The organism is Silvimonas soli, assembly GCF_030035605.1.
In the GTDB taxonomy this organism is placed as follows: domain Bacteria; phylum Pseudomonadota; class Gammaproteobacteria; order Burkholderiales; family Chitinibacteraceae; genus Silvimonas; species Silvimonas soli.
In genome coordinates this window covers 2,328,182-2,352,215 of sequence record NZ_CP106736.1, presented here as the reverse complement: position 1 = coordinate 2,352,215, position 24,034 = coordinate 2,328,182, and the positions used below count along the sequence as shown (strand labels likewise).

23 protein-coding genes and 1 other RNA gene are annotated in these 24,034 nt (G+C 57.9%); 10 read left to right on the top strand and 14 right to left on the bottom strand.

What is annotated here, in order from left to right:
- The first annotated feature begins 5 nt into the window (after nt 1-5).
- From deoA to udp, 3 genes are all read left to right on the top strand, one after another.
- Nucleotides 6-1,325 (top strand): thymidine phosphorylase, encoded by a 1,320-nt coding sequence (gene deoA / locus N7220_RS10855; RefSeq protein ID WP_283147540.1) that lies wholly within the window; start codon nt 6-8, stop codon nt 1,323-1,325.
- 175 nt (nt 1,326-1,500) lie between these two features.
- Nucleotides 1,501-1,908, top strand: a complete 408-nt coding sequence (locus tag N7220_RS10850; protein WP_283147539.1) for a cytidine deaminase — start codon at nt 1,501-1,503, stop codon at nt 1,906-1,908.
- Nucleotides 1,909-1,942: 34 nt separating this feature from the next.
- The gene (udp, locus tag N7220_RS10845) at nt 1,943-2,719 is read left to right on the top strand and encodes a uridine phosphorylase (protein WP_283147538.1); all 777 of its coding nucleotides are present in this window, start codon (nt 1,943-1,945) and stop codon (nt 2,717-2,719) included.
- Between the two features lie 107 nt (nt 2,720-2,826).
- Here udp and N7220_RS10840 read toward each other — a convergent pair whose 3' ends face one another.
- The 3 genes from N7220_RS10840 to glnK all read right to left on the bottom strand — a co-directional run bounded on the left by N7220_RS10840 (nt 2,827) and on the right by glnK (nt 5,162).
- Nucleotides 2,827-3,075 (bottom strand): hypothetical protein, encoded by a 249-nt coding sequence (locus N7220_RS10840; RefSeq protein ID WP_283147537.1) that lies wholly within the window; start codon nt 3,073-3,075, stop codon nt 2,827-2,829.
- A gap of 263 nt (nt 3,076-3,338) precedes the next feature.
- A complete protein-coding gene (locus N7220_RS10835; protein ID WP_283147536.1) occupies nt 3,339-4,799 on the bottom strand; it encodes an ammonium transporter in 1,461 nt (486 codons plus the stop codon).
- A 24-nt stretch (nt 4,800-4,823) separates the two neighbouring features.
- A complete protein-coding gene (glnK, locus tag N7220_RS10830) occupies nt 4,824-5,162 on the bottom strand; it encodes a P-II family nitrogen regulator (RefSeq protein ID WP_283147535.1) in 339 nt (112 codons plus the stop codon).
- A gap of 280 nt (nt 5,163-5,442) precedes the next feature.
- Between glnK and N7220_RS10825 the strand changes: the two genes are divergently transcribed.
- Nucleotides 5,443-5,703, top strand: coding sequence for an accessory factor UbiK family protein (locus N7220_RS10825; RefSeq protein ID WP_283147534.1), 261 nt, complete (start codon nt 5,443-5,445; stop codon nt 5,701-5,703).
- Nucleotides 5,704-6,200: 497 nt separating this feature from the next.
- Here N7220_RS10825 and rnpB read toward each other — a convergent pair.
- The 4 genes from rnpB to N7220_RS10805 form a co-directional block, all read right to left on the bottom strand.
- An RNA gene (gene rnpB / locus N7220_RS10820) (RNase P RNA component class A) lies at nt 6,201-6,612 on the bottom strand.
- 13 nt (nt 6,613-6,625) lie between these two features.
- On the bottom strand, nt 6,626-7,102 hold the full coding sequence (locus tag N7220_RS10815; protein WP_283147533.1) for a hypothetical protein: 477 nt from the start codon (nt 7,100-7,102) through the stop codon (nt 6,626-6,628).
- Nucleotides 7,099-8,136 carry a dihydroorotase gene (gene pyrC / locus N7220_RS10810; RefSeq protein WP_283147532.1) on the bottom strand — a complete coding sequence of 346 codons (1,038 nt, stop codon included), beginning with the start codon at nt 8,134-8,136 and terminating at the stop codon, nt 7,099-7,101. The genes N7220_RS10815 and pyrC overlap by 4 nt, the downstream gene beginning before the upstream one ends.
- A 6-nt stretch (nt 8,137-8,142) precedes the next feature.
- On the bottom strand, nt 8,143-8,379 hold the full coding sequence (locus N7220_RS10805; RefSeq protein WP_283147531.1) for a sulfurtransferase TusA family protein: 237 nt from the start codon (nt 8,377-8,379) through the stop codon (nt 8,143-8,145).
- Between the two features lie 196 nt (nt 8,380-8,575).
- On the opposite strand from N7220_RS10805, the gene N7220_RS10800 reads away from it, so the two are divergent.
- Nucleotides 8,576-9,241, top strand: a complete 666-nt coding sequence (locus N7220_RS10800) for a CNP1-like family protein (RefSeq protein WP_283147530.1) — start codon at nt 8,576-8,578, stop codon at nt 9,239-9,241.
- 73 nt (nt 9,242-9,314) lie between these two features.
- On the opposite strand, the gene proB is transcribed toward N7220_RS10800, so the two are convergent.
- A complete protein-coding gene (gene proB / locus N7220_RS10795; protein ID WP_283147529.1) occupies nt 9,315-10,436 on the bottom strand; it encodes a glutamate 5-kinase in 1,122 nt (373 codons plus the stop codon).
- Between the two features lie 110 nt (nt 10,437-10,546).
- Here proB and N7220_RS10790 point away from each other — a divergent pair, with 110 nt between their 5' ends.
- The 3 genes from N7220_RS10790 to N7220_RS10780 are packed head-to-tail and all read left to right on the top strand — an operon-like array spanning nt 10,547 to nt 12,374.
- Nucleotides 10,547-11,152 carry a protein-methionine-sulfoxide reductase heme-binding subunit MsrQ gene (locus N7220_RS10790; RefSeq protein ID WP_283147528.1) on the top strand — a complete coding sequence of 202 codons (606 nt, stop codon included), beginning with the start codon at nt 10,547-10,549 and terminating at the stop codon, nt 11,150-11,152.
- The gene (locus N7220_RS10785; RefSeq protein ID WP_283147527.1) at nt 11,149-11,922 is read left to right on the top strand and encodes a threonine/serine exporter family protein; all 774 of its coding nucleotides are present in this window, start codon (nt 11,149-11,151) and stop codon (nt 11,920-11,922) included. The genes N7220_RS10790 and N7220_RS10785 overlap by 4 nt, the downstream gene beginning before the upstream one ends.
- Nucleotides 11,919-12,374, top strand: a complete 456-nt coding sequence (locus N7220_RS10780; RefSeq protein WP_283147526.1) for a threonine/serine exporter family protein — start codon at nt 11,919-11,921, stop codon at nt 12,372-12,374. The genes N7220_RS10785 and N7220_RS10780 overlap by 4 nt, the downstream gene beginning before the upstream one ends.
- Nucleotides 12,375-12,386: 12 nt before the next feature.
- Here N7220_RS10780 and N7220_RS10775 read toward each other — a convergent pair whose 3' ends face one another.
- The 5 genes from N7220_RS10775 to xylA all read right to left on the bottom strand — a co-directional run bounded on the left by N7220_RS10775 (nt 12,387) and on the right by xylA (nt 19,608).
- Nucleotides 12,387-13,586: a sugar ABC transporter permease gene (locus N7220_RS10775; protein ID WP_283147525.1), complete on the bottom strand. Its 1,200-nt coding sequence runs from the start codon at nt 13,584-13,586 to the stop codon at nt 12,387-12,389.
- A gap of 29 nt (nt 13,587-13,615) precedes the next feature.
- Nucleotides 13,616-15,196, bottom strand: coding sequence for a D-xylose ABC transporter ATP-binding protein (xylG, locus tag N7220_RS10770; protein ID WP_283147524.1), 1,581 nt, complete (start codon nt 15,194-15,196; stop codon nt 13,616-13,618).
- Nucleotides 15,197-15,280: 84 nt separating this feature from the next.
- A complete protein-coding gene (gene xylF, locus N7220_RS10765) occupies nt 15,281-16,300 on the bottom strand; it encodes a D-xylose ABC transporter substrate-binding protein (protein ID WP_283147523.1) in 1,020 nt (339 codons plus the stop codon).
- 139 nt (nt 16,301-16,439) lie between these two features.
- Entirely contained in the window at nt 16,440-17,912 is a 1,473-nt protein-coding gene (gene xylB / locus N7220_RS10760; protein WP_390901487.1) for a xylulokinase, read from the bottom strand.
- A 376-nt stretch (nt 17,913-18,288) separates the two neighbouring features.
- The gene (xylA, locus tag N7220_RS10755) at nt 18,289-19,608 is read right to left on the bottom strand and encodes a xylose isomerase (RefSeq protein ID WP_283147522.1); all 1,320 of its coding nucleotides are present in this window, start codon (nt 19,606-19,608) and stop codon (nt 18,289-18,291) included.
- A 229-nt stretch (nt 19,609-19,837) separates the two neighbouring features.
- On the opposite strand from xylA, the gene N7220_RS10750 reads away from it, so the two are divergent.
- Nucleotides 19,838-21,061, top strand: a complete 1,224-nt coding sequence (locus N7220_RS10750; protein WP_283147521.1) for a XylR family transcriptional regulator — start codon at nt 19,838-19,840, stop codon at nt 21,059-21,061.
- Nucleotides 21,062-21,252: 191 nt separating this feature from the next.
- Nucleotides 21,253-22,281 (top strand): aldose epimerase family protein, encoded by a 1,029-nt coding sequence (locus N7220_RS10745; RefSeq protein ID WP_283147520.1) that lies wholly within the window; start codon nt 21,253-21,255, stop codon nt 22,279-22,281.
- Nucleotides 22,282-22,368: 87 nt separating this feature from the next.
- On the opposite strand, the gene yidC is transcribed toward N7220_RS10745, so the two are convergent.
- Nucleotides 22,369-24,030 carry a membrane protein insertase YidC gene (gene yidC / locus N7220_RS10740; protein ID WP_283147519.1) on the bottom strand — a complete coding sequence of 554 codons (1,662 nt, stop codon included), beginning with the start codon at nt 24,028-24,030 and terminating at the stop codon, nt 22,369-22,371.
- Between the last annotated feature and the right edge of the window lie 4 nt (nt 24,031-24,034).

The window sequence follows — 24,034 nt, the reverse complement described above, 5'->3', positions numbered from 1 at the left end:
CCACCATGTTTCTGCCCCAGGAAATCATTCGCAAAAAGCGGGATAACATTGCACTCAGTGCTGAGGAAATCGGCTGGTTTGTGCGCGGTGTGGGCGATGGCAATGTGTCGGAGAGCCAGATAGCGGCCTTTGCCATGGCCGTTTTCTTCAACGACATGTCCACCAGCGAGCGCGTTGCGCTGACGCTGGGCATGCGCGATTCGGGCGAGATACTGGAATGGGCTTCGGCCAATTTGCCAGGGCCGGTGCTGGATAAACATTCGACCGGCGGCGTGGGTGATCTCACCTCACTGTTATTGGGGCCGATGGTCGCCGCTTGCGGTGGCTTCGTGCCGATGATTTCCGGACGTGGCCTTGGGCATACCGGCGGCACCCTGGATAAACTGGAAGCCATTCCCGGCTATAACATCACGCCGGATACCGACACTTTCCGCCGTCTGGTACGAGAGACGGGCGTCGCGATTATTGGCCAGACCGCGGCGCTGGCACCGGCCGACAAACGCATTTACGCGGTGCGTGATGTCACCGCCACAGTGGAATCGGTGGCCATGATTACCGCCTCCATCCTTTCCAAGAAGCTGTGCGCCGGTTTGCAGGCGCTGGTCATGGATGTAAAAACCGGTTCCGGGGCGTTTATGCCGACCATGGAAAAGTCGCTGGAGCTGGCCCGTAGTATTGTCGACGTTGGCAACGGCGCGGGCCTGAAAACGGCGGCGCTGCTCACAGACATGAACCAGTCGCTGGCACCGTGTGCTGGCAATGCGCTGGAGATCCGCTGCGCCATTGATTATCTGACCGGCAAATCCCGCCCGACGCGTTTGCATGAGGTGACCATGGCGCTGGCCGGACAAATGCTGCTGCAAGGCGGCCTGGCGGTCACGCTTGAACAAGCCGGGCAACAACTGCAGGCCAGCCTGGATAGTGGCGCGGCAGCGGAACGCTTCGCCCGGATGGTCGCCACACTGGGCGGCCCGGCTGACTTGCTGGAACATCCCGAACGACACTTGCCGCAAGTCCGAATCACCCTGCCCATTACCGCGACTCATTCGGGGTACGTCTCGGCGGTGGATTGCCGCGCGCTCGGGCTGGCGGTGGTCAATCTGGGCGGCGGACGGCGCCAACCCGACGACGCCATTGATTACTCGGTAGGGCTGACCGAATTGGCCGAGATTGGCCAGCGCATTGAACCAGGTGACCCGCTTGGCGTAATACACGCCCGGGATGAGAACAGCGCCCGCCAGGCCGTGGCTGAGATCACCGCCGCCTACAAGCTGGCAGCGGTTGCGCCTGATCTGCCACCCGTGGTTTACCAATATGTTGAATAACCCAGGCTGGCCTCGTTCAGGCCGCAAAGACCAGGCATGAGGCCGGAATCAGGCTACAACAAATGAATTAACGCTCAAGCCGTGCTCACGCTAGCAGTGAGCGGCAATTCACCTACCATCAAACCCGCTTTTCGCGAGGATGTTGATCCTCGCATGCGATTCTTCAGGAGCCGATATGAATCACGATCAACTGATGCATGAAGCAAAAACCGCGCGGCAGAAGGCTTATGCGCCGTATTCAAAGTTTCTGGTCGGAGCGGCGTTGCTCACGCGAGACGGCAAGGTGTTTCATGGCTGCAATGTCGAAAACGCCTCCTACGGGCTGTGTAACTGCGCCGAACGCACCGCACTGTTTGCCGCGGTGGCCGCCGGTTACAAGCCAGGCGATTTCCAGACCTTGGCCGTAGTTGGCGATACCGATGGCCCGATCGCCCCGTGTGGCGCCTGCCGCCAGGTCATCATTGAACTGGGCTCGCCCAAACTGGAAGTGGTGCTCACCAATCTCAAGGGCGATGTTGAAGTGACCAGCGCCAGCGCGTTGCTGCCCGGCGCGTTTTACCTCGACCCCAACGCCAATAAATAACCGCTTGCCCGCGCAAGCAGAAAGGACAGCCGCAATGTCACAAGCCAACGTGCAATCCGAAGTGTTTCACCTGGGTTTAACCAAAGCCATGCTCAAAGGCGCCACTGTCGCCATCGTGCCGGGTGACCCGGGCCGCAGCCAGCGCATCGCCGAGTTGATGAGCAACCCGCAGCCACTGGCCAGCCATCGCGAATTCAACTCCTGGCTAGGTGAACTCGACGGCAAGGCCGTGGTGGTATGTTCGACCGGCATCGGCGGCCCTTCGACATCCATCGTGGTCGAAGAACTGGCACAACTGGGCATCCGCACCTTTTTGCGCGTCGGCACCACTGGCGCTATCCAGCCGCACATTAACGTGGGCGATGTGTTGATCACCACCGGTTCGGTACGGCTGGATGGCGCGAGTTATCACTTTGCACCTGCCGCTTACCCCGCCGTCGCCGACTTTGCCTGCACCACGGCGCTGGTCGCGGCCGCCAAGGCAAAAAACGCCACAGCCCATATCGGGATCACCGCCTCTTCAGACACGTTTTATCCGGGTCAGGAACGTTATGACACTTATTCCGGGCGGGTGAACAAGGAATGGGAAGGCAGCATGAAGCAGTGGCAAGCGCTGCATGTGATGAACTACGAGATGGAAAGCGCCACACTGCTAACCATGTGTGCCGCGCTGGGCCTGCGCGCCGGGATGATCGCCGGGGTCATCGTGAACCGCACCCAACAGGAAACGCCCAACGCTGAGACCATGAAAAAGACCGAAGTGGATGCGGTTGCCATTGCGGTTGAAGCGGCTCGGCAACTACAGGGCTAAATCTGGCGATCGAGATATACGTTCAGCAAAAACCGGGCTTCACGCCCGGTTTTTTTGTCAGCGCCAAGCCATTACAACTGGGCATGTTTAACGGAAAGTGAAGCGGTTCAATCCCGTTTTTCACTGGACCAGGGCAGCAACCAGTACGTGCCCCCGAAAAACGTTTTGCGCTGGGGCGCGTTTTGCGCCTGATATTCGATCCACTCGGCCAGCCCGGGCGCGGTGACCTTGGCGCACTCTTCGCGCAAATGGTCGAACGACTGCACGATGCCGGCAGTGCCAGCGTAGTAAAACGCACTCCAGGCTCCCTGGTATTTGTTCAACAAAAACGCGCGGGCGGTGTGGGTATCGATCATGCGGCAACGGCTCCATGTTGATGAGGTTTAATCCTTCGCGCCGCCGATCATGCTGCCTCTTGGCATCAAGCCGATTCGAGCGGAGCCCGGCTTTCCGGATCAGTCAGCAGCATAACGCAACGTTACTGACTGGCGTTGACGTTGCGCATGTCCCGCCCGGCGCTCCGCAAACACCAGACAAAAAAAACCCGCCTTGCGGCGGGTTGAAGGTACGACTCTGCTCTTTACGATCAAACAGGATGTGTTCTGTTTTATAGTTTTACTTATTCCACACGTTCGCCGTGCAGGGACACATCCAGACCTTCGCGTTCTTCTTCTTCAGTCACGCGCAGGCCGATCACAACATCAATAATCTTCAGCAGGATGAAGGTCAGCACGCCGCTGTAGATCAGGGTGCACAACACGCCCTTGACCTGCAGGATCACGCTGCCATCAGCACCACCGATATCTTTCACAGCGAATACACCGGTCAGGATCGCACCCAGGATACCGCCAACACCGTGCACGCCGAAGGCATCCAGGGAGTCGTCGTAACCGAGCTTGTGCTTGAGCCACGAAGCGGACCAGAAGCAAACCACACCAGCCAGCAGGCCGATGATCAGCGCGCCACCCACACCGACGAAGCCGGATGCCGGGGTAATCGCAACCAGACCAGCCACTGCACCAGAGATGATGCCCAGGACGGAAGGCTTGCCCTTGGCAACCCACTCGGCAAACATCCAGCCCAGTGCGGCCATGGCGGTAGCAACTTGTGTGGTCATCATGGCAAAGCCGGCACGACCATCAGCAGCGACTGCGGAGCCGGCGTTGAAGCCGAACCAGCCCACCCACAACATCGAAGCACCGATCAGCGACAGCACCAGGTTGTGCGGAGCCATGGCTTCTTTGCCATAACCAACACGCTTGCCCAGAACCAGGGCGCAAACCAGACCGGCAACACCGGCGTTGATGTGCACAACAGTACCGCCAGCGAAGTCCAGGACGCCTGCAGTTGCCAGCCAGCCTGTTGGTTCCCACACCATGTGAGCGATCGGGGCGTAAACAATGATGGACCACAGAGCCATGAACACCAGCATGGCCGAGAACTTCATGCGGTCAGCAAACGCGCCGGTGATCAGTGCCGGAGTAATGATGGCGAAGGTCATTTGATAGACCATGTACACCGATTCCGGGATCGAAGAAGCCAGATGGCTCACGGTCAGCGTGGTTGCGTTGGCACCCTTGATGTAGTTCATGCCAGACAACATGACTCGCGAGAAGCCACCAATAAAGCTGTTGCCAGGAGTGAAGGCCAGCGAGTAACCGATAACCACCCACAAAATGGTGACGACACAAGTGATGGCAAAGCTTTGCATCACAGTGGCCAGCACGTTCTTTTTGCGAACCATACCGGCGTAGAACAGTGCCAGACCAGGAATGGTCATGAACAGCACCAGTGCGGTAGAGGTCAACATCCACGCGGTATCACCGCTGCTGATCTTGGACGAATCTACCGAGAACGGTGCTGTAGGAGCCGGGGCAGCGGCGGGGGCCGAAGCGGCGCCAGCGGCTGAAGCGTCAGTCGTTACCGCCGAAGCTACGGCGGCAACAACTGCCGACGCATCCGAAGCCACTACGGCCGCGGCATCTGATGCCACTGCAGCCACGGAGGCATCGTCAGCAAAGCTCGGGGCCGCCATACACATCGCGCCCAGCAATGCGAACATCGCAAAGACTTTTTTCATCGGGTCATCTCCTTCCCAATTTTATTAGATTGCAGATTCGCCGGTTTCACCGGTACGAATACGAACAACATGCTCAAGCGCGAAAACAAAAATCTTGCCGTCGCCGATCTTGCCGGTGTTTGCGGCTTTTTCGATCGCTTCCAGCGTCTGGTCCAGCAGGTCGTCGGCAATGGCGACTTCCAGCTTTACCTTGGGCAGAAAATCAACAACGTATTCCGCACCACGATACAGTTCGGTATGGCCCTTTTGCCGACCGAATCCCTTCACTTCAGTTACGGTCAAGCCGGCTACACCAATTGCCGACAAGGCTTCACGAACCTCATCCAGCTTGAATGGCTTGATGATGGCGGTAACAAATTTCATGGGTGTGCTCCTCATGTGTCCCGGTAACGACGTTTCCCTATGAGCAGAAACCGTGCCAGCGTAAATTTTCCCAATGTTTACAACGGATAAACGGCACCATCAGAAATATTTCTGGTAAACCGCACCGAATTTGCGCGCGTGAACCAAGTTGAAAATTCAATATGCACCATGCAAGTGCGCATTGCCTGAAGAAATATTCACGTAAGCATTTCAGCCTGCGGTAGGCATTCTGCGCTGCTCTGCTAAACTGATAAGGTGCAAACCATTCAGGAGAAGCGGCATGATCAAGGAAAAACTGTTCGACGAAATTTCCAGCAAGATCTCCGACGCCATCGCCAACAGCCCGGCGCGGGATGTGGAAAAAAACGTACGTGCAATGATGAGCTCGGCCTTCACCAAGCTGGATCTGGTGACACGTGAAGAATTCGAAATCCAGCAAGAAGTGCTGGCGCGCAGCCGTGAGAAGCTGGCGGAACTGGAAGCGCGGGTACTGGATCTGGAGCAGCGCCTGCATGGCGCCAATCCGCAAGACGGTATTTGAGCGGCGTTGAATCTGCAGATTGCTGGTTCAACAAAAAAAAGCCCGGTTTATGCCGGGCTTTTTTATTTGGGGGACTGGCTTTAAGAGCCTTTTCTTCCTGGCGGCACACCAACTCCCGATTGAGTGGCGATATTGGACTTTGTAGAGCGGCCGCATTCCACCTGGTCATATCAACGACAAGAACCAACAAGAACCATTACGTCGTCAATCCCGTACAGGTGGGAATCCAGTACAAGGCCCCCCAAACGGGACTGTTCACCAACAATCCCGTAGCCTGGGTGAAACGAAGTGAGAATCCGGGGAAGCAATGCGCCAACGAGCCATCAGCATTTGCCTCACGCCAATATCGCCTGCATTCCCGTTAACGGTTATGCCAGGAAGTGGCCTTCATCCGGACTCCCAACATTGGCCAATAAAACCAGCCATCACGCTTAAAAACAAAAAAACCACCGATCAACTCGGTGGCTTTCATGCATGCTGAAATAGCAAAATGTGAGGGGCGAAGCCAGCCGATAAGCCGGGTTTTGTACAGATGCTCGCGCATCCTGACAGCCATTCCTCTACGCCCACCATTACTAGTGGGCTCTTGCAACCTACCCGCAGGCTCGGCGGGCCACCTCAACGCCTGCTGCTTGGTCTTGCTCCGGATGGGGTTTACCGAGCCGCCCGGTTGCCCGGGACGCTGGTGCGCTCTTACCGCACCGTTTCACCCTTGCCTGTGCCATTTGTAGACACGACCAAAGCCGCATCATGCAAATGTGGACAAAGTCCTGCCATCGGCGGTCTACTCTCTGTTGCACTTTCCGTCGCCTCACGGCGCCCGGCCGTTAGCCGGCATCCTGCCCTGCGGAGCCCGGACTTTCCTCCCCCCGTGTATTAATAACGGGCAGCGGCTGTCTGGCTTGCTTCGCGGCCGCCATTATCAGGCCTCAGGGTCACTTTGGGCAAACGGCAATCCAGTCAGCTCTGCCAGACGGTGTACTTGCTCCACCCCTTTGCGCACACCTGCGGTGGTGGCACGGTAGTGGGCGAACACAAAACGGGCCTCGCCATCGTCAGCCAGACAGACCCAGATGCTGTCCGGGCCGATCACGTTGGGCTCTTGATCCAGCATCACGCGGGTAAACGCGCTGAGCGGAATTTGCCGCGTGCGCACCGGAATCAGCCCGAACAGGCAGATGCGTCGCTCCAGCACGCCATCGTAGACGCGTTGTTCTGCCGGAAAAGCCCAGAACGCCGCCGCCAGAGCGATCATCGAATACCAGAACAAGCCGAAAAAATGATTTTCGAAGCGCGGCGAATCAATCAGCGGCCAGCCCCAGAAAGCGGTGGCCAGCAGCACCAGGCCAAAGATCAGCCAGGCCGGTTTGCTGGCATTGCGGTGGACCAGCGCCCTCACGCGTTCAGGGTCCAGTCGATTTGCTCACCGGCACGCAGTGGCACGACGGTGTTTTCGCCAAATGGATATTCAGACGGCACGGTCCATGCGGTTTTAGTCAAAGTGACCGAGCCGCTATTGCGCGGCAAGCGGTAGAAATCCGGGCCGTTAAAGCTGGCAAAGGCCTCGAACTTGTCCAGTGCGCCGGCGCGGTCAAACACTTCGGCATACAGCGGCAATGCGGCGTGCGCGGTGTACATGCCCGCGCAGCCACAGGCGTTTTCCTTGGTGTGACGGGCGTGCGGTGCACTGTCGGTACCCAGGAAGAACTTGTTCGAGCCACTGGTCACGGCACGCACCAGCGCTTCGCGATGCAATTCGCGCTTGAGCACCGGCAAGCAGTAATGATGCGGACGAATGCCGCCGGTAAACATGGCGTTGCGATTCATCAGCAGATGGTGCGCGGTGACCGTGGCGGCCACGTTGGCCGAAGACGAGGCCACAAACTCGGCCGCTTGCTGCGTGGTGATATGTTCCAGCACCACCCGCAGTTCGGGCAGGCGTTGCAACAACGGCGCCAGAATGGTTTCGATAAACACGGCTTCACGATCAAACACATCCACGCTTTGATCGGTCACTTCACCATGCACCAGCAACGGCAGGCCCAATTCGGCCATTTTCTCCAGCGCGGGCATAACTTTTTCAAACGATGTCACGCCGCTATCAGAGTTGGTCGTCGCCCCTGCCGGATACAGCTTGATGCCATGGACGAAACCAGAGGCTTTGGCGCGCGCGACTTCGGCAGCGTCAGTGCGATCGGTCAGATACAAAGTCATCAGCGGTTCAAAATCCAGCCCCACTGGCAATGCGGCAAGAATGCGCGCGCGATACGCCGCAGCCAGTTCTGTGGTGGTCACCGGCGGCTTGAGATTGGGCATCACAATGGCGCGGGCAAATTCACGCGCAGTGTGCGGCAATACAGCGGCCATCAAGGCGTCATCACGCAGATGCAGATGCCAGTCGTCGGGGCGGGTAATGGTAATGGTTTGGGTCATTTGGGTTCAGGCCTGCTGGCGTTTCTGGATCAGGAATATGAATTTGCCGTCAATTTCGGCGCCCTGCAGCAAGGTGTTGCCGGTCTGTTTGCAGAAAGCTTCAAAGTCTTTCAAGGTGGCCGGATCGGTGCAAACCACGTGAACTGTCTGGCCGCCTTGCAAAGTGGCCAGCGCTTTTTTGGTGCGCAAGATCGGCAGCGGGCAATTCAGGCCGGAAAGATCAATGGCAAGATCGGCATCCATGGGCGATTCCATATCATTTATTATCTGGGCGAATCCGGCATTTTACGCTGGATGCGCCCGCCGTGCCGAGCGGCGCTTGTAGCGGTCATTTACACACGCCAGGCGCGCCGAAAAGCGGATCAGCGTATGATTATCGGGTTGTGACCGGCCCCGCCACACAGGTATTGCGGCCATCCCGCCCATGGAGCTAGACATCTTGAAACGCATTATCCCCGCCGCGCTTATCGCCCTGTTTGCGGCACTGCCCGTTTTTGCCGGTGTGGTTGGCGAGAACCCGGACAATCCGCGTGATGCCAATCACGACAACACCAACAGCGATGGTGATGGCTCGCAAAAATCCAGTTTTACCAATTTCTTTAAAGATGTGCTGCCGGTTCCTGCCGAGCAAGCGTTCACCCCGCCGGAGCTGGCCAAGCTGGGCGACTGGACACAAATTCGCAATAACTACGCTTGGGGTACCGAGCGCTTCATCATCTCCAAAGACAGCCTTTCGATCGGTGATAAAGACAAGATCGTGCGTTACGCCGTGGGGATTCCGCTGCGCAACGGCAAATACAACTACGTTTACGAAGGGCTGGATTGCGATACCGGCCAGTACCGCACTTACTATTACGCCAACAGCGACAACCCGGTCTGGGCCACGCTGACCCGTAAATGGCAACAAGTGCAGGAAAGCGGCTACAACACGTATCAGTCGCCGTTGTACGACTCGCTATGCAGCATGCGCGATCCGCTCTCCATCAAGGACATGAAATCCGAGCTGGGGAACAAGACGCCAGTCAACGCCAGTTGCCCTGGTTGCCGCAGCCCGGCAGGCACCACCGCAGGTGCTGGTCAGAATGGCGCTGGTCTGGGCAAATAAGCCAGCCGTGCCGTTTCAAACAAAAAGGACTGCCTATGCAGTCCTTTTTGTTTTTCTGCCTTCCCCGCGAGGATTACAGCAGCACCAGGTTATCGCGATGGATCAGTTCCGGTTCTTCCAGATAGCCCAGAATGGCCTCAATCTGCCCGGTCGGCTGGCGCAGGATACGGCGTGCATCACCCGCCGGGTAGTTGACCAGACCACGTGCGATTTCGCGTCCTTCGGCGTCGATACAGCTGACCATCTCGCCGCGCGAGAACTCGCCTTCGACCGTGATCACCCCAATCGGCAACAGGCTGGACCCTTTCTCGGTCAACGCGCGGCTGGCGCCCTCGTCCAGCATCAGCCGCCCCCTCACTTGCAAATGTGCTGCAATCCATTGTTTGCGCGCTGCCAGCGGGGTTTTCTCTGGCACCAGTTGCGTGCCAATGGCCTCGCCACTGGCCAGCCGGGTCAGCACCTTTTGCTCACGCCCGCTGGCGATGATGGTTGCTGCACCGCTACGCGCTGCCCGCTTGGCCGCGATCACCTTGGTCAGCATGCCACCAGTCCCCACGTTGGAACCCGCGCCGCCAGCCATGGCTTCCAGCGCGGCATCGCCAGCGCGTGCTTCCTGAATCAGCGTTGCCGTCGGGTCTTTGCGCGGGTCGGCAGTGAACAAGCCTTGCTGGTCAGTGAGGATAACCAGCGCATCACCTTCGACCAGATTGGTCACCAGCGCGCCCAGCGTGTCGTTGTCACCAAACTTGATCTCAGCGGTGACCACTGTGTCGTTCTCATTGATGATCGGAATCACGCCCAGCGACAACAATGTGAGCAGCGTGGTGCGCGCGTTCAGATAGCGCGTGCGGTCAGCCATATCTTCATGCGTGAGCAATACCTGTGCGGTTTTCAGACCATGCGCTCGAAAAGCCGATTCGTAGGCCTGGCACAAACCCATCTGGCCCACAGCAGCGGCGGCTTGTTTTTCGTGAATAGCCGTGGGCTTTTCTTTCCAGCCCAGCCGCGCCACGCCTTCCGCCACCGCGCCGGATGACACCAACACTACCTCTTTGCCCAATGCGGCCAGCTCGGCGATTTCCGCCGCCCAGCGAGCCAGCGCGGCGTGGTCCAGACCACGGCCTTCGTTGGTTACCAGGCTGGAACCCACCTTGACGACAATGCGGTGGGCGCGCTGCAGGGCACTTACGGGCATGTTGTGCATCCAAAGTTGATCAAAACGCGTAATTATACCGGTGTAGGCTTGTCATATACCTGCCCGATTCACGACAAAACTTATATCGCTACTCGTTCCGGAATCGCACCATGTCTGCCCTGACCTTCAAGCGCCTGAAAATTGCGCTGTTTTTTATCTGTCTGATTCCGCTGGCACGCACCGCGTGGCTGGCGCAGACCGCAATCAACCCGATCGAGTTCATCACCCACCAGACCGGGACATGGACGCTCAATTTTCTGCTGATCACCCTCACCATCACCCCATTGCGTCAGATCACGGGAAGAAACGAGCTGATCCGGTTCCGGCGCATGTTGGGCCTGTATGCGTTCTTTTACGTGTGCATGCACTTTTTGACGTGGCTGGTGCTGGATCACTTTTTTGATTTCCACCAGATTCTGCGCGATATCGTCAAACGCCCTTTCATCACCGTCGGTTTCCTGGCCTTTGTATTGTTGATTCCGCTGGCAGTAACGTCGACCGACAAGATGGTCCGGCGGCTTAAACGCAACTGGGCCCGCCTGCACAAGCTGATTTATGTGATTGCCACACTGGGCGTCCTGCATTACTGGTGGCTGGTGAAGCGCGACATCACCCAACCTTTGATCTACGCCATTTTGCTGGGCCTGCTGCTGGCGTGGCGGTTTGTGCGGCGACAACGGCAAACCGCATTGGCGACCTCTAAAATGGGGGCATGACTGCTCCTGACTCAATGACTCCGGCCAATCTGGCCACCCTCACCGACATCGCACTACTTGCGGGCCTGATTGCGCACAGCTGCGGTGGAGATACTGCACGAACCAGCAACGTCATGCAGCGCGCTGCGCTGGCGTTGGGGGCACAGCGCGCCGATACGGTGGTGTCTTCGCTCAATCTGGGGCTGACCGTTGAACACGGTAGCCTGCGTGAGACGGCGCTACGCAAGGCACCGCATATGGGCGTGAATTTCCGGGCGCTCAATGCGGTTGAGCACGCCATCAGCGCGCTCGAATCCGGCCGCATCGCCCGCGATGCTTTTCATATGCTGCTGCTACAGATTGAAGGCTGGCCACGGCATTACCCGCAATGGCTGGTGGCAGGGCTGGTCGGGCTGGCCTGCGGCGGTTTCGCGGCGTTGTTTCATGGCGATCTAATGGCCATTGCGATTACCGCACTGGGCAGCAGTTTGGGCATGTTGCTGCGCCAATGGCTGGCCGCGCGCCATTTCCAGCCGCTGATCTTTGCCACGGTCAGCGCTTTCGTTGCCACGCTGATCGTTGGGGCGTTGCGCCATTTAACCGCCACACCCGATGCCGCACTGGCCGCTTGCGTGCTGTTTCTGATCCCCGGTGTGCCGCTCATCAACGGCATGAGTGATTTGCTCAGTGGCAATTACCTGAACGGCAACGTGCGACTGACCATGAGCGCCGTGTTCATACTGGGTATCGCCCTGGGCATGAGCCTGGCGTTGCGGGTGACCGGATCATGAACGCCTGGTTACTGGAATTGTGGGCCGCGCCCGCCGCCTTGGGTTTCGCGCTGCTGTTCAACGTGCCGCCGCGGGTGCTGCCCGCTTGCTGTTTGCTGGCCGTGCTCGCCCACGGCTTGCGCAGTTTGCTGGTGCTGTGGGGTATTGATCTGGTCATCGCCACCTTGTTTGCCGCGCTTTTTTTGGGCTTTGCCGGACAATGGCTGGCGCAGCGTACCCGCCAGATCAGCGCGGTTTATGCCATCAGCGCCGCCATTCCGATGGTGCCTGGCACGTCGATGTATCACGCAGTGCAAGCGCTGCTGCATATCGCATTGTTGAAAGTGCCGACTGAAGGCGGGGTGTTGCTGACTGAAGCGGGGGTCAGCGCCATCCGGGCGGTGATGATCTTGCTGTCTCTCACCCTCGGCATTGCTGCCCCGCGCTTGTTGTGGCCACGACGGCCGGGCTAGTCCAAAACCGGTCTAGCGTGAGCCGGAGCGCGAAATCACGTCGATCCACACCGCCAGCAGCAAGATCGCGCCTTTGACGATCATTTGCCAGAACGAATCCACGTCAAGCATGGACATGCCGTTATCCAGGCTAGCCATGACCAGCGCACCGATCAGCGCACCATGCACGGTGCCGACGCCGCCACGCATGGAGGTACCGCCAATGAAACATGCGGCAATGGCATCCAGTTCGCCCATCGAACCGGCCGAAGGCGAGCCAGCGGCCAGCCGTGCGGTATTCACCACGCCGGCAAACGCGCACATCAGCCCCATGATGCCGAAGATGGCCAGCTTCACGCCGCGCACATTCACGCCAGACAAACGCGTGGCTTCCATATTGCTGCCCACGGCGTAGATGCGGCGGCCGAACACCGTTTGCGTGGCCATATAGGTAAACACAGCCAGCAACACCATCAGCAGCAACACCGGAATCGGAATGCCGTCATAAGCGTTGAGCGTGCGCACAAAGCCGAAGATCAACACACCGGCGGCGATCACCTTGGCGATATCGCGCCACAGCGGCGCCACTGGCAAACCGTAGCGGGCGTGGTTCAGACGTGCGCGCCAGGTAATGATGCCCGCGACCACAAACAGCAACACGCCCAGCAGATCACCCCACAACAGCGGCAGATAACCCTGGCCCAGATACACCAGCTGGTCAGACACCGGCGCAATCGTGGTGCCGCCGGTAACCCCCAGCAGCACGCCACGAAATGCCAGCATGCCGCCCAGACCCACAATAAACGAAGGGACCCGCAGGTAAGCCGCCCAGTAACCATTGAACAAACCAACCAGCAGACCCAGCCCGCAGACGATGGCCAGGTTGGCCGCCAGTGGCATGTGGTAGGTCACATCCAGCACGGCGGCGATGCCGCCGAGCAAGCCCAGCAACGAGCCCACCGACAAGTCGATTTCACCAGCAATGATGACGAACACCATGGCGCTGGCGAGCATGCCAGTGATGGACATCTGCCGCAGCAGGTTGGACAAATTGCGCGCGGTCAAATAGCCGCCTTCGGTCTTCCAGGCAAAGAAGGCCCAGATCACCGCAATGGCAATCAGCAGCGCCAGTATCTTGTTCTGGCTGAATATCTGCTTGATGCCGGGAAAGCCACCGCGGCTGGCGTTGTTACCCGACAATCCGTTGTCGGCGGCGAGTGTGCCGGTTTTCATGTTTGAAGCTCCCTGTTCTTGTAACCGGTTCAGGCCGCGACCGGCGCGGCACTGTTTGAATTGGCCGATGCCGCAGCTTGCTGCGCCAGTGGCGTCAGCGCGGCGGCCAGCACTTGTTCCTGGGTCAGGCCATCGTTGACGAAATCGCCACGCAACTCGCCCTCGCCCATTACCAGCACCCGATCACTCACGCCCAGCACCTCGGCCAGTTCGCTGGAAACCATGATGATGCTGATGCCCTGGCGCGCCAGTTCAAACATCAGTTTGTAGATTTCATATTTGGCGCCGACATCCACACCGCGCGTGGGCTCATCCAGAATCAGGATGTCCGGCTTGGGCTGCAGCATTTTGGCCAGCACCACCTTTTGCTGGTTGCCGCCAGACAAACCGGTGATCTTCAGATGCGGACTGGCCGTTTTGATCTTCAGCCTGCCGATTTCCTGCATGACCGTTTGTAGCTCTTCGCTTTTATCAATGCGCCCGCTGTGCGAATACTTGCCCAGCACCGGCAGCGAAATATTCCAGCCCACGCCGAATTCCGGCACGATGCCGTGCTGCTTGCGATCTTCCGGCACCATGCAGATGCCGTGGCGGATGGCCTTGATCGGCGAAGACACATCAATCACTTTGCCGTGCAGTTTGACGGTGGCGTCATGCTTGCCGCGATACGCGCCAAACAGCGTGGACACCAGCTCAGTGCGCCCGGCGCCGACCAGCCCGGCCACACCCAGAATCTCGCCACGGCGCAGTTCGAAAGACACATTTTTGACTTTGCGCCGCGCCGGATTGGTCACGTCATAACAGGTGACGTTCTGCACCTGCAGCACTACTTCGTCGCCAATCTCGTGGGGTTCGCGCGGGTACAGATTGGCGATATCGCGCCCGACCATCATCGAGATAATGCGGTCGACGGTGAGCGAAGCCATCGGCTGCGTGGCCACATGCGTGCCATCGCGGATGACCGTTACGGTGTCGCAAATCTCGGCCACTTCATCCAGTTTGTGCGAGATGTACACGCACGCCACACCCTTGGCTTTGAGCGCCTTGATGATGTTCAGCAGCACCTTGATTTCAGAGGTGGTGAGCGACGATGACGGCTCATCCAGAATCAGTAATTTGGCTTTTTTGTTCAGTGCCTTGGCAATTTCCACCAGTTGCTGCTGGCCGCCGCCGTAGTTGTAGACCGGCAACGCTACGTTCACTTGCGGCATTTCCAGCTCGGCCATCAAAGCCTGAGCGCGCTGGTGCATGGCTGCGTAATTCATGCGCCCGCCCGGCAAGGTGATTTCATTGCCCAGAAAGATGTTCTCGGTCACCGACAACTCGGGCACCAGCATCAATTCCTGGTGGATGATGACGATGCCGGCTTCTTCGGTTTCCTTGATCGTCTGTGCCTGCAAGGGCTGACCTTGCCAGAGGGTCTCGCCTTCCCAGCTACCGTGCGGATACACCGCCGACAGCACTTTCATCAGGGTGGATTTACCCGCGCCGTTTTCACCGCACAAGCCAACACACTCACCTGCGCGGATACGCAAATCAATGCCATCAAGCGCTTTCACGCCCGAAAACGACTTGCGGATATTGCGCATTTCCATCAGGAAATCAGACATCGTGTTTCCCACATGCATTGCATATTGAACATACGCAGGGTGAACAGCTTGCAGCGCATCCACCCTGCGTCATGCTGGTAAGGCTTACTGCGCGGACAATTGCGCCTGGGTGTAGAAGTTGTCTTTCACTACGACATCTGCCGCGTTTTCTTTGGTCAGCATGGTTGGCTTGAGCAGGATGGTGTTGACCTTCTTCACGCCATTATCAAGCTGAGTGTCATATTTCACCGGCTTGTCCTGCACCAGGTTGACCGACAATTGGGCGGCTTCAGTGGCAATCAGACGCAGCGGCTTGTACACGGTCATGGCCTGGGTGCCGGCAATCACGCGTTTAACCGCAGCCAGATCGGCATCCTGACCGGAAACCGGCACGATACCGGCCAGTTTTTGTGCAGCCAGTGCCTGGATGGCGCCACCTGCGGTGCCGTCATTGGAAGCGACGATGGCATCGATCTTGTTCTGGTTGGCAGTCAGCGCGTCTTCCACAATGGTCAGCGCCTTTTGCGGGCTCCATTCGGCAACCCACTGCGAACCGACAATCTTGATGTCGCCCTTGTCGATATACGGCTTGAGCACCTTCATCTGACCATCACGCAGCATTCGGGCGTTGTTGTCGGTCGGTGAACCACCCAGCAGGTAGAAATTGCCCTTGTTCTTCATCTTCAGCACGCCTTCGGCCTGCATTTCACCCACTTTGGTGTTGTCGAAGGTGATGTAGGCATCGATGTCGGCATCCGAAATCAGGCGGTCATAAGAAATGACCTTGATGCCCGCTTTCTTGGCTTCCCGAATGGTGTTGGTCAGCACTTTGCCGTTAAACGGCACGATCACGATGGCATCAACACCACGCGAAATCAGGTTCTCGATTTGCGAAATCTGGCGTTGCTCGCTGGCATCAGCCGATTGCACGTAAACCTTGGCGCCGAGCTTTTCAGCAGCAGCGATGAAATAGTCGCGATCGCGAGCCCAGCGCTCGACGCGCAGGTCATCAATCGAAAAGCCGATCACTGGCTTGTCTTTGCTGGCCTGGGCAACAGGCGCTGCAAACATCAGAACGGAAGTGGTGGCGGTGGCTAGCAGGGTCGTAATCAGTTTGGCTTTCATCGATGGCTCCTGAGGTATTTCGTAGAACGTTTATTGTTTGAAATGTGCGATCACCGCACAGTGAACAACGCTTCGTATTTCCTCTTACCACCCCGATCTGCGTCGGGGCTTGCAGCAAACTGGTGGCAACTGCACCAGGTCAGAACAAAGATTCGACTTGCTGATACAACTGGCTGAAACGCGGGCGGCGTTGCTCGCGCAGCCAGACGCTACGAGCCGCATCGGGCTGGTAACGGCCAATGATTTCGGGCACAGGGCAAACTTTGGCCACGCTGGCTTGCGGGTCCATCGCCAGATGGGCCAGCCGGGCGGCACCCAGTGCCGGACCCACTTCACCGCCGGAGCGGCATACCAGCGGGCGACCCAGCACGTCGGCCAGCATCTGTACCCAATACGCACTGCGTGATCCACCACCTATTACGGTGATTTCGTTCGGCACCACGCCGGTGGATTCCAGCGCCTCAACGCCATCCGCCAGACCAAAAGCAACGCCTTCGAGCGTGGCATTGGCCATATCGGCCGGAGTGGTGGCGCCGGTCAGCCCAAAGAACACGCCTTGCGCCGCCGGGTTGTTATGGGGCGTCCGCTCACCCGACAGATAAGGCAGGAAGGTGGGAGTACGCTCGTCCAGCGTGCGACGTTCCGCAGCGGCAAGCAAAGCCGGAACGTCGGCATAGCCCGTCAGTTGTGCGGTGAAATCCAGACAAGCCGCAGCGCTCAGCATTACTGACATCAGGTGCCAGGTTTCGGGCAGGGCATGGCAAAAACTGTGGACGGCGCGTTGCGGGTTGGCGTTAAAGCCATCAGAGGCGGCAAAGTAAACGCCGGAGGTCCCTAGCGACAGCATTGCCTGGCCTGGCGCGACAATGCCGACGCCAATGGCACCAGCGGCGTTATCACTGGCACCAGCCACAATCGGAATAGTCCGCAAACCCCAACGGGCGGCCAGTTCGGGCTTGAGATAGCCGGTAACCTGGTTGCCTTCATACAGACGCGGCATATGACGGCGGGTGAGCCCGGTGGCGACCAGCAGTTCGTCACTCCAGTCACGTTGCCCCACATCCAGCCACAGCGTGCCAGCGGCGTCAGATAGATCGCTGGCGAAATTGCCGCTCAGTTGGTAACGCAGGTAATCCTTGGGCAGCAGCACCATGGCGACCTGGGCAAACACGGCCGGCTCATGGCGGGCAACCCACAGCAATTTGGGAGCGGTGAAACCGGGCATCATCAGATTGCCGGTGATCGCACGGGATTCAGGTACGCGGCGTTCCAGCTCGGCACATTCGGCAAACGCGCGGCCATCGTTCCATAAAATGGCCGGACGCAGTACTTGGCCCTGGTCGTCAAGCAAAGTGGCGCCGTGCATTTGCCCGGTCAGGCCAATGGCTTCGATATCGCTGGCAGCAATGCCTTGCTCACGGGCTAGCTGCAACAGTTGCGGCACGGCGGCTTCACAAGCGGCCCACCAATCGGCAGGCGATTGCTCTGACCATAACGCTTGCGGACGAGAGACCTCCAGCGGCGCACTGACGCTGGCGCGAACGACGCCTTGGCGATCAAGCAAAATGGCTTTCAGGCTGGACGTACCCAGATCAATTCCAATAAACATCATGACCCCGTGTTGCTTTGCACCATAAATGTGCGTTTTATGCGTTTTGTGATACTGGCCGCAAGATTCTTCCTGTAGTCAGCTTCTTACAATTACAAAATCTGCCGAAGCTCATGACGTTTTTTCACCATGAAATTCCATTTGTAATCAATTGATAAAGGCCAACGTGCAAAGAAATGGCGCTGCGAGGTTCGGGTCCGCAGCGCCATAAAGCCGTTGTATCGTCGCATCAGCTACAGATGCGGCTCACAGCGGGCGAGGAGAGTCAGCAAACGCCGACCAGACAACACACATCCGTGTCCGTTAGCCGGAACAGGACGTGTTTCCTGGCCCGCGCCGTCGCGCATGGGGTCACGACGGGCAGGGCCCGGACGATGTATTAACCGTAGATGTAACGGTTAACGACGTTCTCCAGATGCTCCTGGCGACCACTGACGTGCTTGGGATCAATGTTCTGGGCAACCGCCCATTGCGCCACATCGGCCAGGGTTTTCTCGCCGGCCAGTACGCCGCGGCCAAACTCGCCGTCCCAGCCGGCATAACGTTGGGCTTTGAACTGGGCCAGTTTGTCGTTTTCGATCATCTTGGCCGCGCGCTTCAGGCCCAGCGCCAGGACGTCCATCCCGCCGATATGGCCGAGGAACAAGTCATCCAGATCTGAGCTTTGACGGCGCACCTTGGCATCAAAGTTAAAGCCACCGTTCTTGAAGCCGCCGCCTTTCAGAATCTCGTAAATAGCCAGGGTGATTTCTTCAACGCTGTTAGGGAACTGGTCGGTATCCCAGCCGTTTTGCGGATCGCCACGGTTGGCATCGATGGAACCCATCACACCCAGCGACACTGCCGTGGCAATCTCGTGCTGGAATGAATGGCCTGCCAGCGTGGCGTGGTTGGCTTCGATGTTGACCTTGATTTCTTTCTCCAGGCCGAAGTCCTTGAGAAAGCCATACACGGTAGCGGTATCGTAGTCGTACTGATGTTTGGTCGGTTCTTGCGGCTTGGGTTCGATCAGGATGGTGCCGCCAAAACCCAGCTTGTATTTGTGCTCTACCACCATCTGCATAAAGCGGCCCAGTTGTGCCCGCTCCCGTTTCAGATCGGTGTTGAGCAATGTTTCGTAGCCTTCACGACCCCCCCACAGCACGTAGTTGGCGCCGCCCAGACGATGCGTTGCGCCCATGGCGTTGAATACTTGAGTGGCAGCGTAGGCGAAGACTTCCGGATTCGGATTGGTGGCAGCACCGGCGGCATAGCGTGGATTGCTGAATGCATTGGCCGTACCCCACAGCAGCTTCACGCCGGTTTCAGACTGCTTTTGCTCCAGGTAATCCACCATGTGTGCGAGGTTTTCCACATATTCGCGGATCGATTTGCCTTCGCTGACTACATCGTTGTCGTGGAAGGTATAAAACGGTACGGATAACTTGGAGAACAGTTCGAACGCGGCGTCGGCCTTGCCGCGTGCCACGCTGATGGCGTCGCCGCTCTTGAACCATGGGCGCTCGAACACACCGGGGCCGAATACGTCCGAACCCGGCCAGCAGAAGGTATGCCAGTAACACACGGCAATGCGCAGATGCTCCGCCATGGTTTTGCCCAAGATGACTTCATCCGGGTTGTAATGACGAAACGCAAACAGGTTGTCAGACTCAGGGCCTTCGTAACGGACCTTGCTGATGTTGGCAAAAACTTCGGCCATGGCGGAACTCCAGAAAACGGATGATTGACGCCGGGAATGCTAGGCTTTGTAGTCGGCTACCCACAATTACGAAATCGGCCAGTGCGGTTGCCGTTTTTTGGCAAGCTGCTGCGCACCGATGCGGCGCGCACTACAATCGCTACATTGTTTTAAAACGTGTTATTCCGGGTGTTTTGCACATAAACGGTGCGCATTGCCACACTGATTTGTGATTTTCGGGAACTCAGTAATGATCCACACCACGCCAGCGCAGCCAAATCACGGCAAAGCACCGCATCGCATTGCCTTGCTGTTCAATGCCAACAAGATTTACGACCGCCAGGTCATCACCGGCATTGGCGAATACCTGGGCTCGACCCGCGTGGCATGGGATCTGTTTCTGGAAGAAGATTTCCGCTGCCGGCTCAATGGCCTGGAAAACTGGCAAGGCGACGGCATCATTGCCGATTTTGATGACCCGGCCGTAGCCGAGGCCTTGGCCAAAAGCCCGTTGCCGGTAGTGGCTGTCGGTAGCTCTTATCAAAATGAAGCCGACTACCCGCGCGGCGTGCCGTACGTGGCAACCGACAATCTCAAACTGATCAAGCTGGCGCACGACCATTTGATCGACGTCGGGCTGGAACGCTTCGCCCTGTACAGCCTGCCCGAATCGTCCATCAACCGCTGGGCGCAAGAACGCGAAAAAGCGTTCAGCAAGCTGGTGGGTAAAGAGGCTGAAATCCATCGCGGTCTGGCCACGTCGCCAACCGGCTGGAGCAGTGCCAGCGAGCAACTGGCCGCATGGCTTAAAAGCCTGCCAAAACCAGTAGGCGTGATCGCAGTCACCGATGCCCGCGCCCGCCATCTATTACAGGCGTGTTTGTCAGCGGGAATTGCCGTGCCGGAAGAAGTCTCGATTATCGGCATTGATAACGATCCACTCACCCGCACGCTCAACCGTATTCCACTCAGCTCGGTCGCTCAGGGCGCAGAAGAAATGGGCCGCACCGCCGCGCACATGCTGCACCAGATGCTGCACGGTGCCCGCTTGGGCGAGACCCGCATTCTGGTGCCGCCGGTAGGTATCAACGTATTGGCGTCGAGCCAGTACCAGCCATTGTCCAGCCCGTACGTGATGCGCGCCCGCCATTACATTCGCCAGTACGCCTGCCAGGGCATCAAGACCGAACAGGTGGCCGATTATGTGGGCGTATCACGCTCATCGCTGGAAAGCTATTTCCGCCGCGAACTGGGCTACACCGTGCACCAGGAAATATTGTTATTCAAGCTGGAAAAAGCCCGCGAAATGCTGCTGGCTGGCGAATTGCCGACCAGCGAGATCGCCGTGCGTTGCGGCTTTACCTCGTTGCAATATCTGCATGCAGTCTTCAAACGCGAACTGGGCTGCACGCCACGCGAGTTTTATGACCGCAGTGTGGATGCGCGCGGCGCGCCGCCGGTGCTTATTCAGTAACCAAGCCGGTTAAATCTGCCAATCGATTTAACCGCTATGTCCATGCGTGGCTCCATACCGTAGCCACTATGGACGCGTAAACTTTGCCTCATCAAGTGAACGACAGGACCGGCCCTTACGCTGGTCCCAGTGGTTCAGACCTGCCCGTCTTTATCCTGGACGGTACAAAAACAAGTTTTCCCGGAGATTGCATGTCCATTTTGCCCATTCAAACCGCCCCTTGGGATGGCGGCGCGAGCCTGTATACCCTGCGCAATTCCCACGACATGCGGGTGGTGGTGACTGATATCGGTGCATCACTGGTATCCTGGTTTGCTCCGGATCGCTCTGGTCGCATGGCCGATGTGTTGTTGGGTTATCCCGACGCCGCTGGCTACATTCGTGGCAATGGCTTCTTTGGCAGCGTGGCGGGCCGCTGGGCCAACCGCATCAAAGGCGCGCGCTGCAATATCGATGGCAATGAATATCCGCTGGATGCCAACGAAGGTAACAATCACCTGCATGGCGGCAATGCCGGTTTTCATAACCAGCGCTGGCAGGCACATGTATCGCTGGATTCGCTGCGCTTGTCGTTGATCTCGCCCGATGGCGCCGGTGGTTTTCCTGGCAACCTGCGGGTGGAAGTGGATTACCGGCTGGACGACACCGGCACGCTGACCATTGCCTATGCCGCCGCCACCGATATCGCCACGCCGATCAATCTGACCAATCACGCTTATTTCAATCTGTCTGGCGGCGAATCGGATATTCGCGGACATTTGCTGTCTATGGATGCTGATGCATTCCTCGCCATTGATGCCGAATCCATTCCGGTTGAGCAAAAGCCGGTGGCGGGTACCGCATTTGATTTCCGCACACCCGCGCCGATTGGTTCACGGCTGGATTGGCCGGACGCGCAACTGGCCTTGGCTCGCGGGTTTGATCATTGTTACGTGTTGAATGGGGATGCAGGCAAGTTGCGCGAAGTCGCCACTGTCTACGACCCCACCAGCGGCCGCGAAATGGCCGTGGCGACCACCGAACGCGGCATCCAGTTGTACACGGGCAATTATCTGGATGGCCTGGAGGGTCGCCGCCCATGGCACGCGCAAGATGGCTTGTGCCTGGAAGCGCAGGCTTTTCCCAACCAGATCAACAGTGAAGAAGCCGAACAAGTCATTCTGCGGCCCGGCAAGATTTATCGCCAGGTGACGACGTACCGGCTTGGAGTACGGATGTGATGCTCGTTTGAGTGAACATCAGACGTAAAAAAGCCGCCCGGTTAAGGCGGCTTTTTTTATTACCAATTACCAGTGACCTGAGCCAGTTCAAGCCTTGACGACTTGATCCTGCTTTTCGATCTGCCGGGTAATGTAGTACTGCTGGGCAATCGACAAGCAGTTGTTCACCACCCAGTAAATCACCAGACCGGCCGGGAAGAAGAAGAAGAACACGCTGAATGCCAACGGCATGATCTTCATCATCTTGGCTTGCATCGGGTCCGGCGGTGGCGGGCTGAGCAAGGTTTGCACGTACATCGAGATGGTCATCAAGACCGGCAAGACGTAGTACGGGTCTTTCACCGACAGATCGTGGATCCACAGAATCCATGGTGCCTGGCGCAGTTCAACCGCAGCCAGCAAGGCCCAGTACAGCGAGATGAAGATCGGAATCTGCACCAGCATCGGCAGACATCCGCCCAATGGGTTCACTTTCTCGGTCTTGTACAGTTCCATCGTGGCTTGCTGGAACTTCACCTTGTCGTCGCCATGACGCTCTTTCAGTTGTTCCATGCGCGGTGCCAGCTTGCGCATCTTGGCCATGGAGCGATAGCTCTTGGCGGCCAGCGGAAAGAACAACGCCTTGATCAGCATGGTCAGCAGAATGATCGACCAACCCCAGTTACCAACGACCTTGTGGATATGATCCAGCACCCAGAAGATTGGCTTGGAGAACACGGTGAAAATGCCGTAGTCCTTGATCAGGTCAAAGCCCGGAGCGATATGGTCGATGATGGCCGTTTCTTGCGGGCCGGCATACAACTCAACCGTCAGGTCTTTCTTCGCACCCGGCGCAATGGCAGGCAGATCAACAATCGCACCAGCGGAGTACAAACCGTCTGGCAGCTTCTTCAGATCGTAACGGCACGCATTGGCACCACATGACGAAGGCTGATCCAGCGGCGACATGATCCATGCACTGGCAAAGTAATGCTGGATCATCGCAACCCAGCCGTCTTTCGCGCTTTGCACGTAAGTGGCTTCGCCCTTGTCCAGCTTGCTGAAATCCACCTTCTGGAACTTACCGCTATCGGTATACACCGCCGGGCCAGTGAAGGTATGCGCGCCGCCGAACATACTCGGGGTGCTGGATGCAGCGTCAGCCGATTTGCCATCACGCAACAGACGGAAGTACGCGGACGTGGTCAGTGGCTTGGTGCCGCCATTGACGATCTCGTAACTCACGTTGATGACGTAGCTGTCCCGGGTGAAGGTGTAAATCTTGGCAACCTTCACGCCATCCGGGCCAGCAGCTTCAAGCCGTACATCCACTTTGTTCTGACCGTCGGCCAAGGCGTAGGCGTTCTGGCTGGCAGTGAAGGTGGTCTTGTGTGTCGGCAAGCCATCACCGATCAGGCCGGTTTGCGCCACATAGGTGTGCGCACCGCTGTCTTGCAGCAAGGTGAACGGCTGCTTGCTGTTATCCAGCGCGCCGTGCTTGAGCAACTGCAGTTGGCGCAGATCGCCACCGGCAGTGTCGATTTCAGCCGCGAACAGATCAGTAGTTACCTTGATGCGCTGACCTTTGGCCAGCGAAGCAGCATCTTGCGGAGCAGCGCCCGGGGTGGTGGCAGGAGTACCAGACGCAGGTGCGCTGGCAGTCAAAGCCGGATTGGAAGTCTGCGGATATCGATGCTCCATCCACTTCTGCCAGAAGAAGAGGATGCCGAACGAAATCGCGATGAACAGAATTAGTCTGCGGGTATCCATCGTG

What these genes read in the sequence shown, in the direction of transcription:
- N7220_RS10805 (WP_283147531.1), bottom strand. Translation starts at nt 8,379, where the DNA reads ATGGATGCCGATCTTGCCATTGATCTTTCCGGCCTGAATTGCCCGCTG.
- xylB (WP_390901487.1), bottom strand. Translation starts at nt 17,912, where the DNA reads ATGATGTTTATTGGAATTGATCTGGGTACGTCCAGCCTGAAAGCCATT.
- N7220_RS10850 (WP_283147539.1), top strand. Translation starts at nt 1,501, where the DNA reads ATGAATCACGATCAACTGATGCATGAAGCAAAAACCGCGCGGCAGAAG.
- pyrC (WP_283147532.1), bottom strand. Translation starts at nt 8,136, where the DNA reads ATGACCCAAACCATTACCATTACCCGCCCCGACGACTGGCATCTGCAT.
- N7220_RS10750 (WP_283147521.1), top strand. Translation starts at nt 19,838, where the DNA reads ATGATCCACACCACGCCAGCGCAGCCAAATCACGGCAAAGCACCGCAT.
- xylA (WP_283147522.1), bottom strand. Translation starts at nt 19,608, where the DNA reads ATGGCCGAAGTTTTTGCCAACATCAGCAAGGTCCGTTACGAAGGCCCT.
- yidC (WP_283147519.1), bottom strand. Translation starts at nt 24,030, where the DNA reads ATGGATACCCGCAGACTAATTCTGTTCATCGCGATTTCGTTCGGCATC.
- N7220_RS10780 (WP_283147526.1), top strand. Translation starts at nt 11,919, where the DNA reads ATGAACGCCTGGTTACTGGAATTGTGGGCCGCGCCCGCCGCCTTGGGT.
- N7220_RS10745 (WP_283147520.1), top strand. Translation starts at nt 21,253, where the DNA reads ATGTCCATTTTGCCCATTCAAACCGCCCCTTGGGATGGCGGCGCGAGC.
- udp (WP_283147538.1), top strand. Translation starts at nt 1,943, where the DNA reads ATGTCACAAGCCAACGTGCAATCCGAAGTGTTTCACCTGGGTTTAACC.
- N7220_RS10835 (WP_283147536.1), bottom strand. Translation starts at nt 4,799, where the DNA reads ATGAAAAAAGTCTTTGCGATGTTCGCATTGCTGGGCGCGATGTGTATG.
- N7220_RS10825 (WP_283147534.1), top strand. Translation starts at nt 5,443, where the DNA reads ATGATCAAGGAAAAACTGTTCGACGAAATTTCCAGCAAGATCTCCGAC.
- N7220_RS10775 (WP_283147525.1), bottom strand. Translation starts at nt 13,586, where the DNA reads ATGAAAACCGGCACACTCGCCGCCGACAACGGATTGTCGGGTAACAAC.
- xylG (WP_283147524.1), bottom strand. Translation starts at nt 15,196, where the DNA reads ATGTCTGATTTCCTGATGGAAATGCGCAATATCCGCAAGTCGTTTTCG.
- deoA (WP_283147540.1), top strand. Translation starts at nt 6, where the DNA reads ATGTTTCTGCCCCAGGAAATCATTCGCAAAAAGCGGGATAACATTGCA.
- proB (WP_283147529.1), bottom strand. Translation starts at nt 10,436, where the DNA reads ATGCCCGTAAGTGCCCTGCAGCGCGCCCACCGCATTGTCGTCAAGGTG.
- N7220_RS10840 (WP_283147537.1), bottom strand. Translation starts at nt 3,075, where the DNA reads ATGATCGATACCCACACCGCCCGCGCGTTTTTGTTGAACAAATACCAG.
- N7220_RS10790 (WP_283147528.1), top strand. Translation starts at nt 10,547, where the DNA reads ATGTCTGCCCTGACCTTCAAGCGCCTGAAAATTGCGCTGTTTTTTATC.
- glnK (WP_283147535.1), bottom strand. Translation starts at nt 5,162, where the DNA reads ATGAAATTTGTTACCGCCATCATCAAGCCATTCAAGCTGGATGAGGTT.
- N7220_RS10785 (WP_283147527.1), top strand. Translation starts at nt 11,149, where the DNA reads ATGACTGCTCCTGACTCAATGACTCCGGCCAATCTGGCCACCCTCACC.
- xylF (WP_283147523.1), bottom strand. Translation starts at nt 16,300, where the DNA reads ATGAAAGCCAAACTGATTACGACCCTGCTAGCCACCGCCACCACTTCC.